At 71.7% G+C, this 15,964-nt stretch carries 15 protein-coding genes; 7 read left to right on the plus strand and 8 right to left on the minus strand.

Going from position 1 to position 15,964, the window contains the following annotated elements; genetic code table 11:
- Window positions 1-42: 42 nt before the first annotated feature.
- Window positions 43-1,284, minus strand: coding sequence for a glycoside hydrolase family 18 protein (locus RCR19_RS30875; protein ID WP_331268090.1), 1,242 nt, complete (start codon window positions 1,282-1,284; stop codon window positions 43-45).
- Between the two features lie 336 nt (window positions 1,285-1,620).
- Here RCR19_RS30875 and RCR19_RS30880 point away from each other — a divergent pair, with 336 nt between their 5' ends.
- Entirely contained in the window at window positions 1,621-2,796 is a 1,176-nt protein-coding gene (locus RCR19_RS30880; RefSeq protein WP_331268091.1) for an acyl-CoA dehydrogenase family protein, read from the plus strand.
- A gap of 497 nt (window positions 2,797-3,293) precedes the next feature.
- Here the strand turns inward: RCR19_RS30880 and RCR19_RS30885 are convergent, their stop codons facing one another.
- Complete coding sequence (locus tag RCR19_RS30885) at window positions 3,294-3,722, minus strand: hypothetical protein (protein WP_331268092.1); 429 nt, start codon at window positions 3,720-3,722, stop codon at window positions 3,294-3,296.
- A gap of 269 nt (window positions 3,723-3,991) precedes the next feature.
- Between RCR19_RS30885 and RCR19_RS30890 the strand changes: the two genes are divergently transcribed.
- From RCR19_RS30890 to fxsA, 4 genes are all read left to right on the plus strand, one after another.
- On the plus strand, window positions 3,992-4,432 hold the full coding sequence (locus tag RCR19_RS30890) for an Lrp/AsnC family transcriptional regulator (RefSeq protein WP_059125493.1): 441 nt from the start codon (window positions 3,992-3,994) through the stop codon (window positions 4,430-4,432).
- 46 nt (window positions 4,433-4,478) lie between these two features.
- Complete coding sequence (locus RCR19_RS30895) at window positions 4,479-6,095, plus strand: amidohydrolase (RefSeq protein WP_331268093.1); 1,617 nt, start codon at window positions 4,479-4,481, stop codon at window positions 6,093-6,095.
- A 610-nt stretch (window positions 6,096-6,705) separates the two neighbouring features.
- A complete protein-coding gene (locus RCR19_RS30900; protein ID WP_331268094.1) occupies window positions 6,706-7,500 on the plus strand; it encodes a polyprenol monophosphomannose synthase in 795 nt (264 codons plus the stop codon).
- Between the two features lie 148 nt (window positions 7,501-7,648).
- The gene (gene fxsA / locus RCR19_RS30905) at window positions 7,649-8,215 is read left to right on the plus strand and encodes an FxsA family membrane protein (RefSeq protein ID WP_331268095.1); all 567 of its coding nucleotides are present in this window, start codon (window positions 7,649-7,651) and stop codon (window positions 8,213-8,215) included.
- A 112-nt stretch (window positions 8,216-8,327) separates the two neighbouring features.
- Here the strand turns inward: fxsA and RCR19_RS30910 are convergent, their stop codons facing one another.
- From RCR19_RS30910 to RCR19_RS30925, 4 genes are all read right to left on the minus strand, one after another.
- Complete coding sequence (locus RCR19_RS30910; protein WP_009187548.1) at window positions 8,328-8,702, minus strand: RNA polymerase-binding protein RbpA; 375 nt, start codon at window positions 8,700-8,702, stop codon at window positions 8,328-8,330.
- Window positions 8,703-8,957: 255 nt separating this feature from the next.
- Window positions 8,958-10,304: an MFS transporter gene (locus RCR19_RS30915; RefSeq protein ID WP_059125489.1), complete on the minus strand. Its 1,347-nt coding sequence runs from the start codon at window positions 10,302-10,304 to the stop codon at window positions 8,958-8,960.
- Between the two features lie 44 nt (window positions 10,305-10,348).
- Window positions 10,349-11,116, minus strand: coding sequence for a glycerophosphodiester phosphodiesterase (locus tag RCR19_RS30920; protein ID WP_331268096.1), 768 nt, complete (start codon window positions 11,114-11,116; stop codon window positions 10,349-10,351).
- A complete protein-coding gene (locus RCR19_RS30925) occupies window positions 11,113-11,766 on the minus strand; it encodes a hypothetical protein (RefSeq protein WP_331268097.1) in 654 nt (217 codons plus the stop codon). Before RCR19_RS30925 ends, RCR19_RS30920 begins: the two co-directional genes overlap by 4 nt.
- 112 nt (window positions 11,767-11,878) lie before the next feature.
- Between RCR19_RS30925 and RCR19_RS30930 the strand changes: the two genes are divergently transcribed.
- A complete protein-coding gene (locus tag RCR19_RS30930; protein ID WP_331268098.1) occupies window positions 11,879-13,378 on the plus strand; it encodes a PLP-dependent aminotransferase family protein in 1,500 nt (499 codons plus the stop codon).
- A 67-nt stretch (window positions 13,379-13,445) separates the two neighbouring features.
- Here RCR19_RS30930 and RCR19_RS30935 read toward each other — a convergent pair whose 3' ends face one another.
- Together RCR19_RS30935 and RCR19_RS30940 are read right to left on the minus strand one after the other, a co-directional pair.
- Window positions 13,446-14,987, minus strand: coding sequence for a hypothetical protein (locus RCR19_RS30935; RefSeq protein ID WP_331268099.1), 1,542 nt, complete (start codon window positions 14,985-14,987; stop codon window positions 13,446-13,448).
- Between the two features lie 37 nt (window positions 14,988-15,024).
- Entirely contained in the window at window positions 15,025-15,219 is a 195-nt protein-coding gene (locus tag RCR19_RS30940; RefSeq protein ID WP_059125484.1) for a hypothetical protein, read from the minus strand.
- A 335-nt stretch (window positions 15,220-15,554) separates the two neighbouring features.
- On the opposite strand from RCR19_RS30940, the gene RCR19_RS30945 reads away from it, so the two are divergent.
- Complete coding sequence (locus RCR19_RS30945; protein ID WP_331268100.1) at window positions 15,555-15,947, plus strand: ankyrin repeat domain-containing protein; 393 nt, start codon at window positions 15,555-15,557, stop codon at window positions 15,945-15,947.
- The last annotated feature ends 17 nt before the right edge of the window (window positions 15,948-15,964 follow it).

Here is a 15,964-nt window from a genome sequence, read left to right on the forward strand (position 1 = left end):
GGGCGGCAGCCGCAGCGGCCCCCGCCCCCGGTGTTCAACCGGTCAGTTGATCGCCTTGATCAGCTCTCCGTTCGCGGTGTCACCGCTCAGCTCCCAGAGGAAGCTGCCCCCGAGGCCCTGCTGGTTCTTGTACGCCATCTTGGTCGCGATGGTCGAGGGGGTGTCGTAACTCCACCAGTTGCTGCCGCACTTGGCGTAGGCGGTGCCGGCGACGGTGCCGGTCGCGGGGCACTTGGTCTTGAGCACCTTGTAGTCGTCGATCCCCTGCTCGTAGGTGCCCGCCGCCGGGCCCGTGGCGGTGCCGCCCGGTGCGGCCTGGGTGACCCCGGTCCAGCCGCGGCCGTAGAAGCCGATGCCGAGCAGCAGTTTCGAGGCCGGGATGCCGAGCCCGGTGAGCTTCGTGATGGTTGCCGAGGTGTAGTAGTTCGCCTTCGGGATTCCCGCGTAGGAGTTCAGCGGCGAGTGGGGGGCGGTCGGGCCGGCGGCGTCCCAGGCGCCGAAGTAGTCGTAGGTCATCGGGTTGTACCAGTCGACGTACTGGGCCGCTCCCGCGTAGTTCGCCGCGTCGATCTTCCCGCCGCTCGTGGCGTCGGCCGTGATGGCCGCGGTGACCGGCGCACCTGAGCCGAACTTCGACCGCAGCGCCGCCATCAGATTCTTGAACGCCTCCCGGCCGCTGCTGTCACAGGTGTTGCCGCAGGCGTTCGGGTACTCCCAGTCGATGTCGATGCCGTCGAAGACGCCCGCCCACTTGGAGTTCTTGACCAGGTCGTAGCAGGACTGCGCGAACGCGGCCGGGTTCTTGGCCGCCTCGCCGAAACCGCTCGACCACGTCCAGCCGCCGAACGACCACAGGACCTTGAGGTTCGGGTGCTTCTTCTTCAGCTTCAGCAGCTGGTTGAAGTTGCCGCGCAGCGGCTGGTCCCAGGTGTCGGCGACGCCGTCCACGGACTCGGCCGCGGTGTAGGCGCGGTCGGTGGCGGCGTAGGAGTCACCCATGGCGCACTTGCCACCCGTGACGTTGCCGAAGGCGTAGTTGATGTGGGTGAGCTTCGCGGCGGAGCCGGAGGTCTCGATGTTCTTGACGAAGTACTTGCGGTCGTACGTGCCCCATTCGGTGAAGTAGCCGACGACCTTGGAGCCGGCCGCGGCCGTCCGCGCCGGTCCTTTTGTGGTGGCGGTCGCGGTGCCCGCGCCGACGAGCAGTCCGGCGCCGAGGACGGCGCAGCAGGCGGCGGACACGAGCGCCCGGAAGCGGACGCGCGAGCGGTGGGGTGTGAGCATCGTGTCTCCTCGTGGGGGAGAGGGGAACGCGCGCTGACTGAACGCGTGCCGATTGGCATGAACGCGGTGAAGCGGTGGACCGAACCCTAGGAGGACTAGACCAGTTGGTCAATGGTTCGGACCAATTCGGGATTCGGGACGTTTCCTTGAGTAAGCGGTCGTTAACTGGTGACTCCGTGCCTCCGATCGGGCATACTCACAGCGCCACAGCCGCTGGTCAGCAGCTGCCGAGACCCGGAGCGGCGAGCATCGGCGAGGCCCAGTGAGACCCGGCGGAGTCGCCACACCCAAGGCGCACCTCCCGCCGAAGCGCCCGACAGGGAGGAGAGCGTCGCCATGCCCGACCGCGCCCCGCAGCCGGTGGATCGCCCATTGCCCACGGACGAGGCCCGGGAACTGATCTCGCTCGTCCGCGACATCGCGCAGCACGAGATCGCCCCGAAGGCGGCCGAGGAGGAGGACGCGGGACGCTTCCCGCGCGAGGTGTTCCGGCTGCTCTCCGAATCCGGGCTGCTCGGCCTGCCCTACGACTCCGAGTACGGCGGCGGTGACCAGCCGTACGAGGTGTACCTCCAGGTGCTCGAGGAGCTCGCCGCGGCCCGCCTCACGGTCGGCCTCGGGGTCAGTGTCCACACCCTGTCCTGTCATGCCGTCGCCCACTTCGGCACCAAGCAGCAGGTCGAGCACCTGCCCGCCATGCTCGGCGGCGGTCTGCTCGGCGCCTACTGCCTCTCCGAGGCCACGTCCGGATCGGACGCGGCGTCCCTGCGCACCAGAGCCGTCCGGGACGAGCAGGGGGGTGACTGGCGGATCACGGGCACGAAGTCGTGGATCACCCATGGCGGGATCGCCGATTTCTACACCGTGATGGCGCGTACAGGGGAGGAGGGCCCCCGGGGGATCACCGCCTTCCTGGTGCCCGGCGACGCCGCGGGCCTGAGCGGTGCGCTGCCCGAGCGCAAGATGGGCATGAAGGGCTCACCCACGGCACAGGTCCACTTCGACGGCGTGCGGGTACCCGACGCCCGCCGCATCGGAGAGGAGGGGCAGGGCTTCGCGATCGCCCTGGCCGCGCTCGACTCCGGGCGGCTCGGCATCGCCGCCTGCGCCATCGGACTGGCCCAGTCGGCCCTCGACGAGGCACTCGCGTACGCCTCGGGGCGGCGTCAGTTCGGTCGTCCGATCTCGGACTTCGAGGGGCTGCGCTTCATGCTCGCCGACATGGCGACGCAGATCGAGGCCGGTCGGGCGCTGTATCTGGCGGCCGCGCGGCTGCGCGACGCGGGCCGCCCCTTCGCCAAGCAGGCCGCCATGGCCAAGCTGCACTGCACCGACACCGCGATGAAGGTCACCACCGACGCCGTCCAGGTGCTCGGCGGGTACGGCTACACGGCCGACTTCCCGGCCGAGCGGTACATGCGCGAGGCCAAGGCGCTGCAGATCGTCGAGGGCACGAATCAGATCCAGCGGATGGTCATCGCCCGTCACCTCGCTGGTCCCGAGTCGCACTGAACGACTCCTGTCCCGCCGCAGGGCGACCGAGGCCGCCGGGGGGCGTCGCGAGCCGCACCCACTCCGGGTCGTGGTGCCCCGGGAGCGTCCGCCCCCCGTCGGCCCAGGTCCGCATCAGCGCACGGTAGATGGGCGGGTCCGGGGGCTGCGGTGGCGGAGGCGCTCCCACGGGTGCCGGAACGAACACCCGTCGCAGACGCCCGGCCGCCGAATACGTCGGAGTCATACAAGGCAAACGCCGGCCCCCGTGCACAGGTCACCGGCCGGGGAATCGAGCGTGAGTTCCCGGGTGTCCCGTACGGGGGGCGGAGGCGCGATCGCGCCGGCGTGCCGTGCGATCTCCCTGCCGGCGGCGCGCCCGGCGGTCGCCGGGCGCCGTACCGCGCACGCGGGGAGCCCGCGAACCGGGCGGCCCGGTCCTGCATCACGCCGTGAGTGACGTCGTGCAGGGTAGGTCGAGCGATCCCGGGCGGCCGCGCACGGGTGGCGCGGGCGGGTCAGGCGGCCTGGCCCCGCAGCACGGGCGTCCGCATCGGGCGCGAGCCCGGGCCGCCGACGTGGGAGAACGGCTGCGTGCGCCAGTCAAGGCCCTGGGGGAGGGTCAGCAGCAGCGCGGTGTCCTGCTCCTGGGGCGTCGTGGACTCGTCCGCGGGGCGGGCGTCGGACGCCGCGCGGCCCGTGCCGCGGCAGACCGTCAGACCGAACGGGTTCCAGGGCGAGGCGCACAGCGCGTGCTCGGGGAGGAACTCCTCGTCCGCCAGAAGCGCGATGGGCTGCGCGCAGTCCGGGCAGAAGACCCGGTACATCTCGAAGGTGTCGTACGCGTCGAACTCGTCGTCGCCGGGTTCGACACCCTCCGGCTCGGGCTCGACGACCGACTGCTGCCGCTTGGACGCGGTACGACCAGGGCGCTTCAGACTGTGCATGGGATTCTCCCCCTCGGACTGGGTCGGTACGGCGCTGTGGCCTCGACCACAGCAAGCACTTCCCGTCCGGTCACGGCGGTAATCACGAAGACATCACGAAGCCTGTTCGGGCACTGTGGCGTTCGTCACATGCCGCCGGAGGATGCCGGACCCGGGGAGCGAAGCCCTCGGGACATACCCGGCTGCCTGCCCCGGCAACATCACGAACCGGCCATGACCTGCACCGCTGAGGTGCCCGCGGGATCGGGTGCACTGTAGGTTCTAGCGCCATGGAGGAGCTGGACCGACAGATCGTGCAGCTGCTCGTCAAGGACGGGCGGATGAGCTACACGGACCTGGGCAAGGCCACGGGCCTGTCCACCTCGGCCGTGCACCAGCGGGTGCGCCGGCTGGAGCAGCGGGGTGTCATCCGCGGGTATGCCGCGGTCGTCGACCCGGAGGCGATCGGGTTGCCCATGACCGCCTTCATCTCGGTGAAACCGTTCGACCCCAGCGCCCCCGACGACATCGCCGAGCGTCTCGCCGGCGTCCCCGAGATCGAGGCCTGCCACAGCGTCGCCGGCGACGAGAACTACATCCTCAAGGTCCGTGTGTCCACGCCCCACGAGCTCGAGGAACTGCTGGCGCGCCTCAGGTCCCTCGCGGGCGTGTCCACGCGCACCACGGTCGTGCTGTCCACCCCGTACGAGGCGCGGCCGCCCCGCGTCTGACCCACCTGCCTGCGGGGCGGCGGTGGCGAGGCGCGAGACTGTTCCCATGAACGAGCGCACCGCCCCGCAGCAGACCGTCCTGCTGCGCCGAGGAGAAGTCCACAGCCCCGCCGACCCCTTCGCGACCGCCATGGTCGTCGAGCGCGGGCAGGTCGCCTGGGTCGGCTCCGAAGGGGCCGCCGACGCCTTCGCGGCAGGCGTGGACGAGGTCGTCGACCTCGACGGCGCGCTCGTCACCCCGGCGTTCACGGACGCGCATGTGCACACCACCGCCACGGGTCTCGCGCTGACCGGGCTCGATCTGTCCGGCGCGCCCTCCCTGCAGGCCGCCCTCGCCCTCGTCCGTGACTTCGCCGCGGCCCGGCCGGACGACCGCGTCCTCCTCGGCCACGGCTGGGACGCGGCCCGCTGGCCCGAGCGCCGGGCACCCCGCCGGGACGAACTCGACGAGGCGACCGGTGGCCGTCCCCTCTATCTCACCCGGATCGACGTCCATTCGGCCGTCGTCACCACGGCCCTGCTGGATCTGGCGCCGGGCGTCCGTGACAAGGCGGGTTTCGCCGACGGGGAACCGCTCACCCGGGACGCCCACCACGCCGTGCGCGCCGCCGCCTACGCGGCGGTCACCCCGGACCAGCGCACCGCGGCGCAGCGGGCCGCGCTCGCGCACGCCGCCTCCCTCGGTATCGGTTCGGTCCACGAGTGCGCCGGACCGGAGATCTCCTCCGAGGACGACTTCGCCGGGCTGCTGCGGCTCGCCGCGCAGGAGCCCGGGCCCCGGGTGGTCGGCTACTGGGCCGAACAGGACGTGGACAAGGCCCGGCGGCTGGGTGCCGTGGGCGCGGCCGGAGACCTGTTCGTCGACGGCTCCATCGGCTCGCACACCGCGTGCCTGCACGCGCCCTACACGGACGCCGCCCACACGGGCATCGCGTACCTGGACGCCGGGGCCGTCGCCGCCCACGTCGTCGCGTGCACCGAGGCCGGGCTCCAGGCGGGCTTCCACGCCATCGGTGACGCAGCCGTCGTCGCCGTGGTCGAGGGCGTGCGCGCCGCGGCGGAGAAGGTGGGGCTCACCCGAGTCCGGGCCGCCCGCCACCGGGTCGAGCACGCCGAGATGCTCACCCCCGAGACCGTCGCCGCGTTCGCCGAACTCGGCCTGACCGCCTCAGTCCAGCCGGCCTTCGACGCGCTGTGGGGCGGCGACGACGGCATGTACGCCCAGCGGCTCGGTACCGAGCGGGCCCGCACCCTGAATCCCTTCGCGGCACTGCTGCGCGCCGGTGTCCCGCTCGCCTTCGGCTCCGACAGCCCGGTCACCCCGCTGGACCCTTGGGGCACGGTGCGCGCCGCCGCCTTCCACCGCACGCCCGGACACCGGGTCTCCGTACGCGCCGCGTTCACCGCGCACACCCGCGGCGGCTGGCGGGCCGTCGGACGGGACGACGCCGGGGTGCTTGTTCCCGGCGCCCCGGCGGACTACGCCGTGTGGCGCACGGACGAGCTGATCGTCCAGGCCCCCGACGACCGGGTCGCCCGCTGGTCCACGGACCCCCGCTCCGGCACCCCTGGCCTGCCCGATCTGACCCCGGGCACCGAACTCCCGGTGTGCCTGCGCACGGTGGTGGGCGGCCGGACGGTGTTCGTGCGCCCGGGCGAGTGATCTCCCGGGGTGGCGCGGTGCCGATCAGGCGCCGCGGTTCTGCGGCGCGACCTGGGCATCCTCTGCCCTGACCAGGTCTTTGCTGAAATAGCCGCAGGTCAAACGGCTGTTGACAGCGAGGCGCAGGGGGCCGGTAGGTTCGGCCGGGTCCACCACCGGACGTCCGACCGGAGAACCTCCGCGCAGTCGCCGGAGCGCCGCTGGGTCAGGGATGGTGTGCCGCACCGGCGCACCACCACTGGGAGCCAGGCTCAGCGCCCGCGCCACGGCGAGGGCAACGTTCCGGTCGGTCGGCATGGTGTGATCCGGGTGGGGCCCGGGCGTTCAGTAGACAACGGCTTTCGGTCGACCCGCAGCCAGCGGGTGCCAGGTCGGCCCGAAGGGCGCCGGGCCCCGATCCGTGGCGCGGCTTTGCGGGGGCGCACACCGGGGCCGTGCCCGCGACGCATGGATTTCCGCGAGATCGTGCCACGCTCGGCACCCGCACGACGCGGCGGCCGCTCTTACCCGACTCTTGTGCAATCGACACCCCCATGGGTGCAAGCTGTCCCGTCGGCCCAGGCCGGGGCCACTATGGTGGTGCTCTGCGAACGGACATGAAGGGGCAGCAGTGAACGACGGCGACGGGACCCTCGCGGCAGGAGCCCAGGGGAGGCAGTTCGGCCCGCTCGGCACCGCCCTGGTGATCATTCCGACCTACAACGAGGCGGAGAACATCAAGGCGATCGTCGGCCGGGTGCGGTCGGCCGTGCCTGAGGCGCATGTCCTCGTGGCCGACGACAACAGCCCCGACGGTACGGGCAAGCTCGCGGACGAGCTGGCCGCCGAGGACGACCATGTCCAGGTGCTGCACCGCAAGGGCAAGGAAGGCCTGGGCGCCGCGTACCTGGCCGGCTTCCGCTGGGGCATGGAGCACGGCTACGGCGTACTGATCGAGATGGACGCCGACGGCTCCCACCAGCCGGAGGAGCTGCCGCGCCTGCTGACCGCGCTCAAGGGGGCGGACCTCGTGCTGGGCTCCCGCTGGGTGCCGGGCGGCCGGGTGGTGAACTGGCCCAAGAGCCGGGAGTTCATCTCCCGCGGGGGCAGCCTCTATTCGCGTCTCGCGCTGGATCTGCCGCTGCGTGACATCACCGGTGGTTACCGCGCCTTCCGCCGAGAGACCCTTCAGGGGCTCGGACTGGACGAGGTGGCCTCGCAGGGGTACTGCTTCCAGGTCGACCTGGCCCGGCGCGCCGTCAAGGCGGGATACCACGTCGTCGAGGTGCCGATCACCTTCGTCGAGCGCGAGCTCGGCGACTCCAAGATGAGCCGCGACATCCTCGTCGAGGCGCTGTGGCGGGTCACGGCGTGGGGCGTGGGCGACCGCGTCGCCAAGCTGAGCGGCCGCGGCAAGCCCACCTAGCCCGCGGTGCGGCCCCCCCTGCGGGCCGTACGTCGATCCGGTGCGGCATCCGTCGTCCCCGTCCGGGAAAGCCGGCCCGGTCGTCGGGCGAACGCCGCTGGTCACCCCCCTTATCCCGCATTGAGCCTGCTTTGGGCACACTGGAACCATGACGACTGGTGCCCCCGCTTCCCCTCACTCCGCCTCCCGGCCACGGCGTTCCCGGCTGCGCACATTCCTGCCGCTGGGTGTCGCCGCGTGGATGGTGCTGGAGATCTGGCTGCTCACGCTGGTGGCGGGAGCGGCCGGCGGGTTCACGGTGTTCCTGCTGCTGGTGGCCGGCTTCGTGCTCGGGGCCGTCGTGATCAAGCGGGCCGGACGCCGCGCGTTCCGCAACCTCGGTGAGACGCTCCAGGCCCGGCAGTCGGGCGAGGAGCCGAAGGGCGGCGGCGGCAACGGTCTGATGATGCTCGGCGGTCTGCTGCTGATGCTGCCGGGCCTGATCTCCGACGTGCTGGGGCTGCTGCTTCTTGTTCCGCCGGTCCAGAAGGCGGTGAGCCGTATGGCGGAACGGACCATCGACCGCAGGCTGCGCGAGGCGACGCCCGGCAGTTTCGGTGACGCCTTCCAGCAGGCTCGTATTCACCGTCCCGACGGAAAGGTCGTTCAGGGTGAGGTCATCAGGGACGAGCCGTCATCGGCGCCCCGGGAGCCGCGTCCGCCGCTGAACCGCTGAGGCAGCAGTACGCACCCGCGATGCGCCAGTGGGCGCCGCACGTCGATGGGACGTGCGGCGCCCACTGGCGCATCGCATGCGTTGTCTCGTATCCCGCCAGGCTCTGCCGGGACTACGCGGACTTGCGGCTGTCCCGCGGATGGACGGCGATGTTCATCGCGCCGGAGCGGAGAACGGCCAGGCGCTCCTCGAGGACCTCTTCTAGCTCCTCGCGGGTGCGTCGCTCCATCAGCATGTCCCAGTGCGTACGCGCCGGCTTGGCCTTCTTCTCTTCCGGGCCGTCACCGTCCACAAGGAGTGCCGGGGCCCCACAGACCTTGCACTCCCACTCCGGCGGGATCTCCGCCTCGACCGAGAAGGGCATCTCGAAGCGGTGCCCCTTCTCGCATGCGTACTCCACGGCCTGGCGCGGGGCCAGGTCGATGCCGCGGTCCGTCTCGTAGCTGGTCACCACGAGGCGCGTGCCGCGAAGAGCTCGCTCACTCATGAATCGTGCCTCCCGGGCTTGTCGCCCACAGGACAGGTGTCGCTGTCGTCGTCATCCGGTCAACGTCCGGTCGGCGGTAAAGATTCCCGTTCCGGGTCATGCGTCGCCGTCGTAGCCGCCCCTTGTTGTACCCACCAGCGCCCGGTTTGTCACATCTGCTGGCAGATGTCACCCAGCGGCTCGTCTCCTTTGACGCGCAGTAACGGTACGCCTTGCAGGCCAAACGCGTACACTACCGCCCTTTGCCGTCAGGTGCTAAATCCTCTCGGGTACCGGATTTCCCGCGTCGCGCACCGCCTGCCGCACCGGGACCCGGGCCAGCAGGACGAATCCGATGAGGAAGAACGCCACCAGCGAGATGATCGCGTCCCGATAGCTTCCGGTCAGCTGGTAGGTGAGTCCGAACAGCAGCGGTCCGAGCCAGCTCATGCCTCGGTCGCTCATCTCGTAGGCCGAGAAGTACTCGGCCTCCTTGCCGGGCGGCACCAGATGGGAGAAGAGCGAGCGCGACAGGGCCTGGCTGCCGCCGAGGACCATTCCGATGCAGGCCGCCAGGACGAAGAACCAGACGGGTGCGCCGGCGGGCAGAAAGTAGCCGGCGCCGAGCGTCACGGTCCAGGCGACGAGCGAGCCGAGGATGGTGCGCTTGGCCCCGTACTTGCGGGCCAGCCGTCCCATCCCCAGGGCGCCGCCCACCGCCAGCACCTGCACCAGCAGCACGGCGGCGATCAGGGTCGACTGTCCGAGGCCCAGTTCCTCGGAGCCGTACACGGACGCCTGGGAGATGACGGTCTGGATGCCGTCGTTGTAGATGAGGTACGCCAGCAGGAAGGCGAGGGTGAGCGGCTTGCCGCGCATGTCGCGGACCGTCGCCGCCAGTTGCCGCCAGCCGTGCACCGCGGGCGCCGAGGACGTCGTACGGCGGTCCCGCAGCCGCCGCAGCGGTACCAGAGTGAATGCGCCCCACCAGATGCCCGCCGAGGCCAGGCAGATGCGGACCGCGGTGGACTCCGACACGCCGAAGGAGTCGTGGGCCGTGAACAGGACCAGGTTCGCGACCAGGACCAGAGAACCGGCCGCGTAGCCGAAGGCCCAGCCGCGTGAGGAGACCGCGTCGCGCTCCTCGGGCGGTGCGATCTGCGGGAGATAGGAGTTGTAGACCACCATCGAGACGGCCACCGAAGCGTTCGCGACGATCAGCAGGAGGCCGCCGAGCAGATAGCGCTGCCCGTCCAGGAAGAACATCCCCGTGGTGGCCGCGGCACCCAGGTACGCGCAGAGGCCGAGCAGCGGCTTCTTGCGTCCGCTGCGGTCGGCGGCCGCCCCGGCGAGCGGCATGACGAGGATCGCGACGACGACGGAGGCGGAGACCGAGTAGGCGAAGAAGGATCCCGCGCGGACCGGTACGCCGAGCGGGTGGACGTAACCGTCCGCGTCCGCCGCCGATTTGGCCACCGAGGTGAGATAGGGGCCGAGGAACACGGTCAGCACGCTCGTCGAGTAGACGGAGCACGCCCAGTCGTAGAAGTACCAGCCGCGCTGTTCGCGCCGCCGCTCGGCGGGGTCGTCCGCCGCCACTGCCCGCAGGGTGTCGGTGCCCACCCGTGCCCTCGCTTCCCCGTGGAACGTGATCGTGCGCGGGGCGTTCAGACCCAGGTGCCCCGGTCCTCGAGGACCTTGCGCAGCGTGCCGATGTGATCGGTCATGATGCCATCCACTCCCAGGTCCAGGAGCCGGTGCATACGATCGGGTTCGTTGATCGTCCACACGTGCACCTGGAGCCCTCGCGCATGAGCGGCGCGCACGAAGCGGCGGTCGACCACGGGGATGCCCGACTGGGACTCGGGGACCTGGGCGGCTATCGCCGAGCGGCGCAGCCCCGCCGGTATGCCCCAGGAGCGCAGCCGCAGACCCAGCACGCCCCGGGTGCCGTACGACGTCGCAAGGCGCGGACCCGCCAGGCGCTGGGCGCGCACGACGCGGGACTCCGAGAACGAGCCGACGCAGATCCGGTCCCAGCTGTCGGTGCGCTCGATCAGGTCCAGCAGGGGGCGCAGGGCGGGCTCCGCCTTGATGTCGACGTTCCAGCGCACCCCGGGGAACTCCTCGAGCAGGTCCTCGAAGAGGGGCACCGGCTCGCTGCCCGCGACGCGCGCCTGCCGCACGTCCTCCCAGGGCAGGTCCGCGATCCGTCCGGCCCCGTCCGTCACCCGGTCGAGCGTCGTGTCGTGGAACGCCACCAGCTTCCCGTCGGCGGTGGCGTGGACATCCGTCTCGATGTAGCGGTAGCCCGCCGCCACGGCGCGCCGGAACTGGGCCAGGGTGTTCTCCAGACCGTCCGCGGCCCCGCCCCGGTGGGCGAAGGGGATGGGGCCGGGGTGGTCGAGATAGGGGTGGCGTATCAGGGTCGTCACCGCTGCAGTATCGCTCCCTCCGGTTGCCCGGTGGCAACGACCGTGCTGCGCGCCGATGCCGCGGGGACGGCGAACACGCGCAGGAAGAGCTGGGCGAGCGGGCCGATGGTCAGCGCGTACAGCACGGTCCCGACGCCGACGGTGCCCCCGAGGGCGAACCCGGTCACGACGACGGCGACCTCGACGGCCGTGCGGATCAGCCGGATCGAGCGGCCGGTGCGCCGGTGCAGACCGGTCATCAGGCCGTCGCGCGGACCCGGTCCGAAGTCCGCCGCGATGTAGAGGCCGGTCGCCGCGCCGTTGAGCACCACGCCCGCCAGAAGAAGGGGAACCCGTACGGCCAGGGCGCGCACGTCGGGGAGCACGGCCAGGGTGGCGTCCATGGCGAAGCCGATCACGAGGACGTTGGAGACGGTGCCGAGACCCGGGCGCTGGCGCAGGGGGATCCACAGCAGCAGGACGGCGGCGCCCACGATCGTGAGCACCACGCCCATGCTGAGCCCCGTCAGCTTCGACAGTCCCTGGTGCAGGACGTTCCACGGTTCGAGGCCGAGGCCCGCCTCGAGGAGAAGGGCGGAACTCGCGCCGTAGAGCGCGAGGCCCGCGTACAACTGGACCAGCCGCCGCCCGAGCCGGATCTTCGTGGACATGCCAGTGAACAAAACGAACCCCCCTGTGGTGGCAGTGGCCTGATGCATGACACTCTGTGGCTTGGAAAGACAAGCCAACCATGGCCAATTCAGGGAAGGTGGACTGGAAGTCATGGCGCAGTGGACCTCGGCGGTGGGTGCGGCGCAGCTCGCCCGACTGCTCAACTCCCAGCAGGACCGTCCCGCGGGCCCCGGCACCCGTCGCCCGCCCGCCTATCGCGCGCTCGCCGACGGCATCCGGCTCCTGGTGCTGGAGGGCCGCGTGCCCGTCGCCGCCCGGCTGCCCGCCGAGCGGGAACTGGCGCTCGCCCTGTCCGTGAGCCGTACGACGGTCGCGGCCGCGTACGAGGCGATGCGGACCGAGGGATTCCTGGAGTCCCGCCGCGGGGCCGGCAGCTGGACCGCCGTGCCCGCCGGCAACCCGCTTCCGGCGCGGGGGCTCGAACCACTGCCGCCCGAGGCACTGGGCTCGATGATCGATCTCGGCTGCGCGGCCCTGCCCGCACCCGAGCCGTGGCTCACCCGCGCGGTGCAGGGGGCCTTGGAGGAGCTGCCCCCGTACGCGCACACCCACGGCGACTACCCGGCCGGTCTGCCCGCGCTGCGCGCCATGATCGCCGAGCGCTACACCCGGCGCGGCATCCCGACCATGCCGGAGCAGATCATGGTGACCACGGGCGCCATGGGCGCCATGGACGCGATCTGCCACCTCTTCGCCGGCCGAGGCGAGCGCATCGCCGTCGAGTCGCCGTCGTACGCCAACATCCTCCAGCTGATGCGGGAGGCGGGCGCCCGCCTGGTCCCCGTTGCGATGAGCGAAGGTCTCCGCGGCTGGGACCTGGACCGCTGGCGCCAGGTCCTGCGCGAGGCCGCGCCCCGGCTCGCCTACGTCGTCGCGGACTTCCACAACCCGACGGGCGCGCTGGCCGACGAGGACCAGCGCCGCCGCCTGGTGGAGGCGGCCCGCTCCGCCGGGACGGTCCTGGTCGTCGACGAGACGATGAGCGAGCTGTACCTGGAGGACGATCTGGAGATGCCGCGTCCGGTGAGCGCCTTCGACCCGGCGGGCTCCTCCGTGATCACCGTGGGCTCGGCGAGCAAGGCCTTCTGGGCGGGCATGCGCATCGGCTGGGTGCGTGCCGCCCCCGATGTGATCCGCAGCCTGGTCGCGGCCCGCGCCTATGCCGACCTGGGCACACCGGTGCTGGAGCAACTGGCCGTGAACTGGCTGCTCAGCACGGGCGGCTGGGAGCAGGCGGTGGAACTGCGGCGCAAGCAGGCCCGGGAGAACCGGGACGCCCTGGTCGCCGCGGTACGTACGCAGTTGCCCTCCTGGGAGTTCTCGGTGCCGCGGGGCGGTCTGACCCTGTGGGTGCGCACCGGCGGTCTGTCGGGATCCCGTCTCGCCGAGGCCGGTGAACGGGTCGGCGTCAGGGTGCCGTCGGGGCCGCGCTTCGGCGTGGACGGCGCGTTCGAGGGATATGTACGGCTGCCGTTCACGGTGGGCGGTGCCGTGGCGGAGGAGGCGGCGGTGCGCCTCGCGGCCGCGGCACACCTGGTGGAGACGGGGGTGTCGGGACCGGCCGAGGCGCCGCGCACCTTCGTCGCCTGAGCCGCACCCGGGCGTACGCAGGCGCTGCCGAGCGCGGACGCGGGGGAGGCCCGGCCCCGGCGCCGGTTCAGCCCTCCGCGGGAACCGCTTCCACCGCCGGGCTGTTCCGCCGGGGCAGCAGCCCGAGGACCGCCTGCCGGTGGCGTTCGCTGGTGGCGTCGTCGTACGGGTCCGGGGTGGCCGGCACCTGGAGGCGGTGGACCGGGCCGGCGCCCAGGCGGGCGTAGCCGCGGCCCGGTGGAACGTCCCTGGTGGGCGTGGTGTGCGGCGGCACGCCCAGCACCGCCTCGAGTTCGCCGGAGGTGGCGCAGCCGAGCACCACACGGGCGCGGGTGTGCCGGAGTACGGCGTCGGACAGACCGTCGAGGCCGTCCAACTGCTCGGCGACCACGACCGTGACATTCGCGGCGCGGCCGTGCCGCAGGGGCACCTGGAGCAGCGCGAGCGGATCCCTGCCCCCGTCCGCCGAGGCGAGGTGCCCCAGCACGCTCGACCGGTCCAGCAGGATCCACAGCGGGCGCTTGACGTCGTCGGGCGGCGGGTGTCCGGCCTGCCGGGTCCGGTTCGCCGCGATCAGGCGCCGTTCCGTCTCGTGGGTCGCCCACTCCAGGCTCGCCACCGCCCCGGCGAGGCCGGACTCGACGGCGAGCACACCGTCCCGGCCCGTCAGGCACGCGTACTCGCCGGTGCCGGCGCCCTCGACGATCAGCACGTCCCCGTACTGCAGTGCCTGGAGGGCGATCGAGCGCACCAGCGTCGTCGTACCGCTGCCGGGCCCGCCGGCGATGAGCAGATGCGGCTCGGTGGAGCGGGGTCCCGTGCGCCACACCACCGGGGGTACATCGCGCTGCTCCTCGCCCTGGGTGAGGGGGAGCGTGCGCTGGACACCGGTGGGGTCGGTGAACCCGAGCACCGTCTCGCCGGGCGCGGTCACGAAGCGCTGCGCGGCGATGTCGGTGGGCAGGGGCGGCAGCACGGTCACGGTCAGTTCGTTGGCCTCCTCGTCCCACTGGAAGTGGTACTCGCGGCCGCGCCCCGACTTCGCGTGCACGAGCTGCTCGATCCGTGCACGCGCTTCGGCCTCGCCGTCCGTGAAGTAGGCGGGGTAGCGGATGAGGAGGTGCGAGATGCGGCCGGTCCCGTCGAACTCGAACGAGGACAGCGTCCGGGTCCAGTCCCCGCCGGGCGCGTACATCGGAGCCGGGTCCTCGGCCACCGAGAAGTACGGAACGAGCGCCTCGTAGAGCGACTGCAGACGCTGGGCCTGGGCGTCGCTCGGGCCTTTCGGCTGCGCCGATCTGCGCTCGCGGCCCTGCCATCCCGCCGCCGCCATGAGGGCGATGCCGGCCAGCAGGGGCCCGTAGGGCATCAGGGCCACGACCAGGATCACCGATGCGGCCAGGAAGAGGAGCGGTCCCCGCCGGTCCTTCGGTGTCTCCGTCCACTTGCGCCGTCCGGCCAGGGCCAGCCGGCGCAGACCGCGCGAGATGGTGATCAGCGGGTGGAGGACATCGGTGGCGCCGCCTGCGGCCGTTCGGGCCAGCTCCCGGCCGCGGGCGATCTGCGCGCTGCCGTTGGTGAGAATGCGGGGGAGGGGGCGCCGGGCCACGTGTTGCTCCTGGGGTGCGTGCGGAAGGTGGGCGGGGTCAGAAATTGAGCCCGCCCAGCAGGCTCGCGAGGCTCGCGCCCCCGGCCTTGATGCTCGGGGCCACGGCGGTGCTCGAGAGGTAGAAGCCGAAGAGCCCGCAGACCGTGGCGTGGGAACCCTTCAGGCCGTGGTTGCGGCAGAACAGGAAGACGACGCTGCCGAGCAGTACAACGCCAGAGATGTTGAGGATCATTGCTCTCTCCTGGTTCACGGGGACAGTCACCATGAGTCCTTCCAGGCTCACAGAATGTATCCATAGGATAAAAGCTGCAAGTGGGTGAAATTGCATTGATTTCCCCCGGATGGCGGCGCTGTCCTGCGCACTTCGGGCCGGTCCGTTGCGCTCACCGGGCACTGTCGTGATCTTTGCCGGGTGAGGCGCCCGCCATGTGCCGCCGAAGCCAGTACGCTGGCGATTCACCCGTACGGCGTCACCGCTCGCCGCCGTACGAGGCGCGTGCGGCCGCCCGGCTCGCCGTCCTGCGCTCCCGCAGTCCCCAGCAGTCGTAGTGAGAGGCGGTCCGTCCGATGAGTGACGTCCCCGACCCCGAGGTCGTGGAGCTGGCGACCAAGATCTTCGATCTTGCGCGCCGAGGCGAGACCGAGGCGCTCGTGGCGTACGTAGACGCGGGCGTTCCGGCCAACCTCACCAACGACCGCGGTGACTCGCTCGTGATGCTCGCCGCCTACCACGGACACGCGGACGCCGTCCGGGCCCTGCTGGAGCGCGGCGCCGAGGCCGACCGGGTCAACGACCGGGGCCAGACCCCGCTCGCCGGAGCGGTCTTCAAGGGCGAGCCTGAGGTCATCAGGGTCCTGCTGGACGGTGGCGCCGACCCCTCCGCGGGCACGCCGTCGGCCGTCGACACCGCCCGGATGTTCGGCAGGAGCGACTTGCTCGAACTGTTCGGCGAGCCCTGATCCGTATGCTCTGACCA

The organism is Streptomyces sp. WAC07094, from assembly GCF_036320405.1.
Taxonomy (GTDB): domain Bacteria; phylum Actinomycetota; class Actinomycetes; order Streptomycetales; family Streptomycetaceae; genus Streptomyces; species Streptomyces lannensis.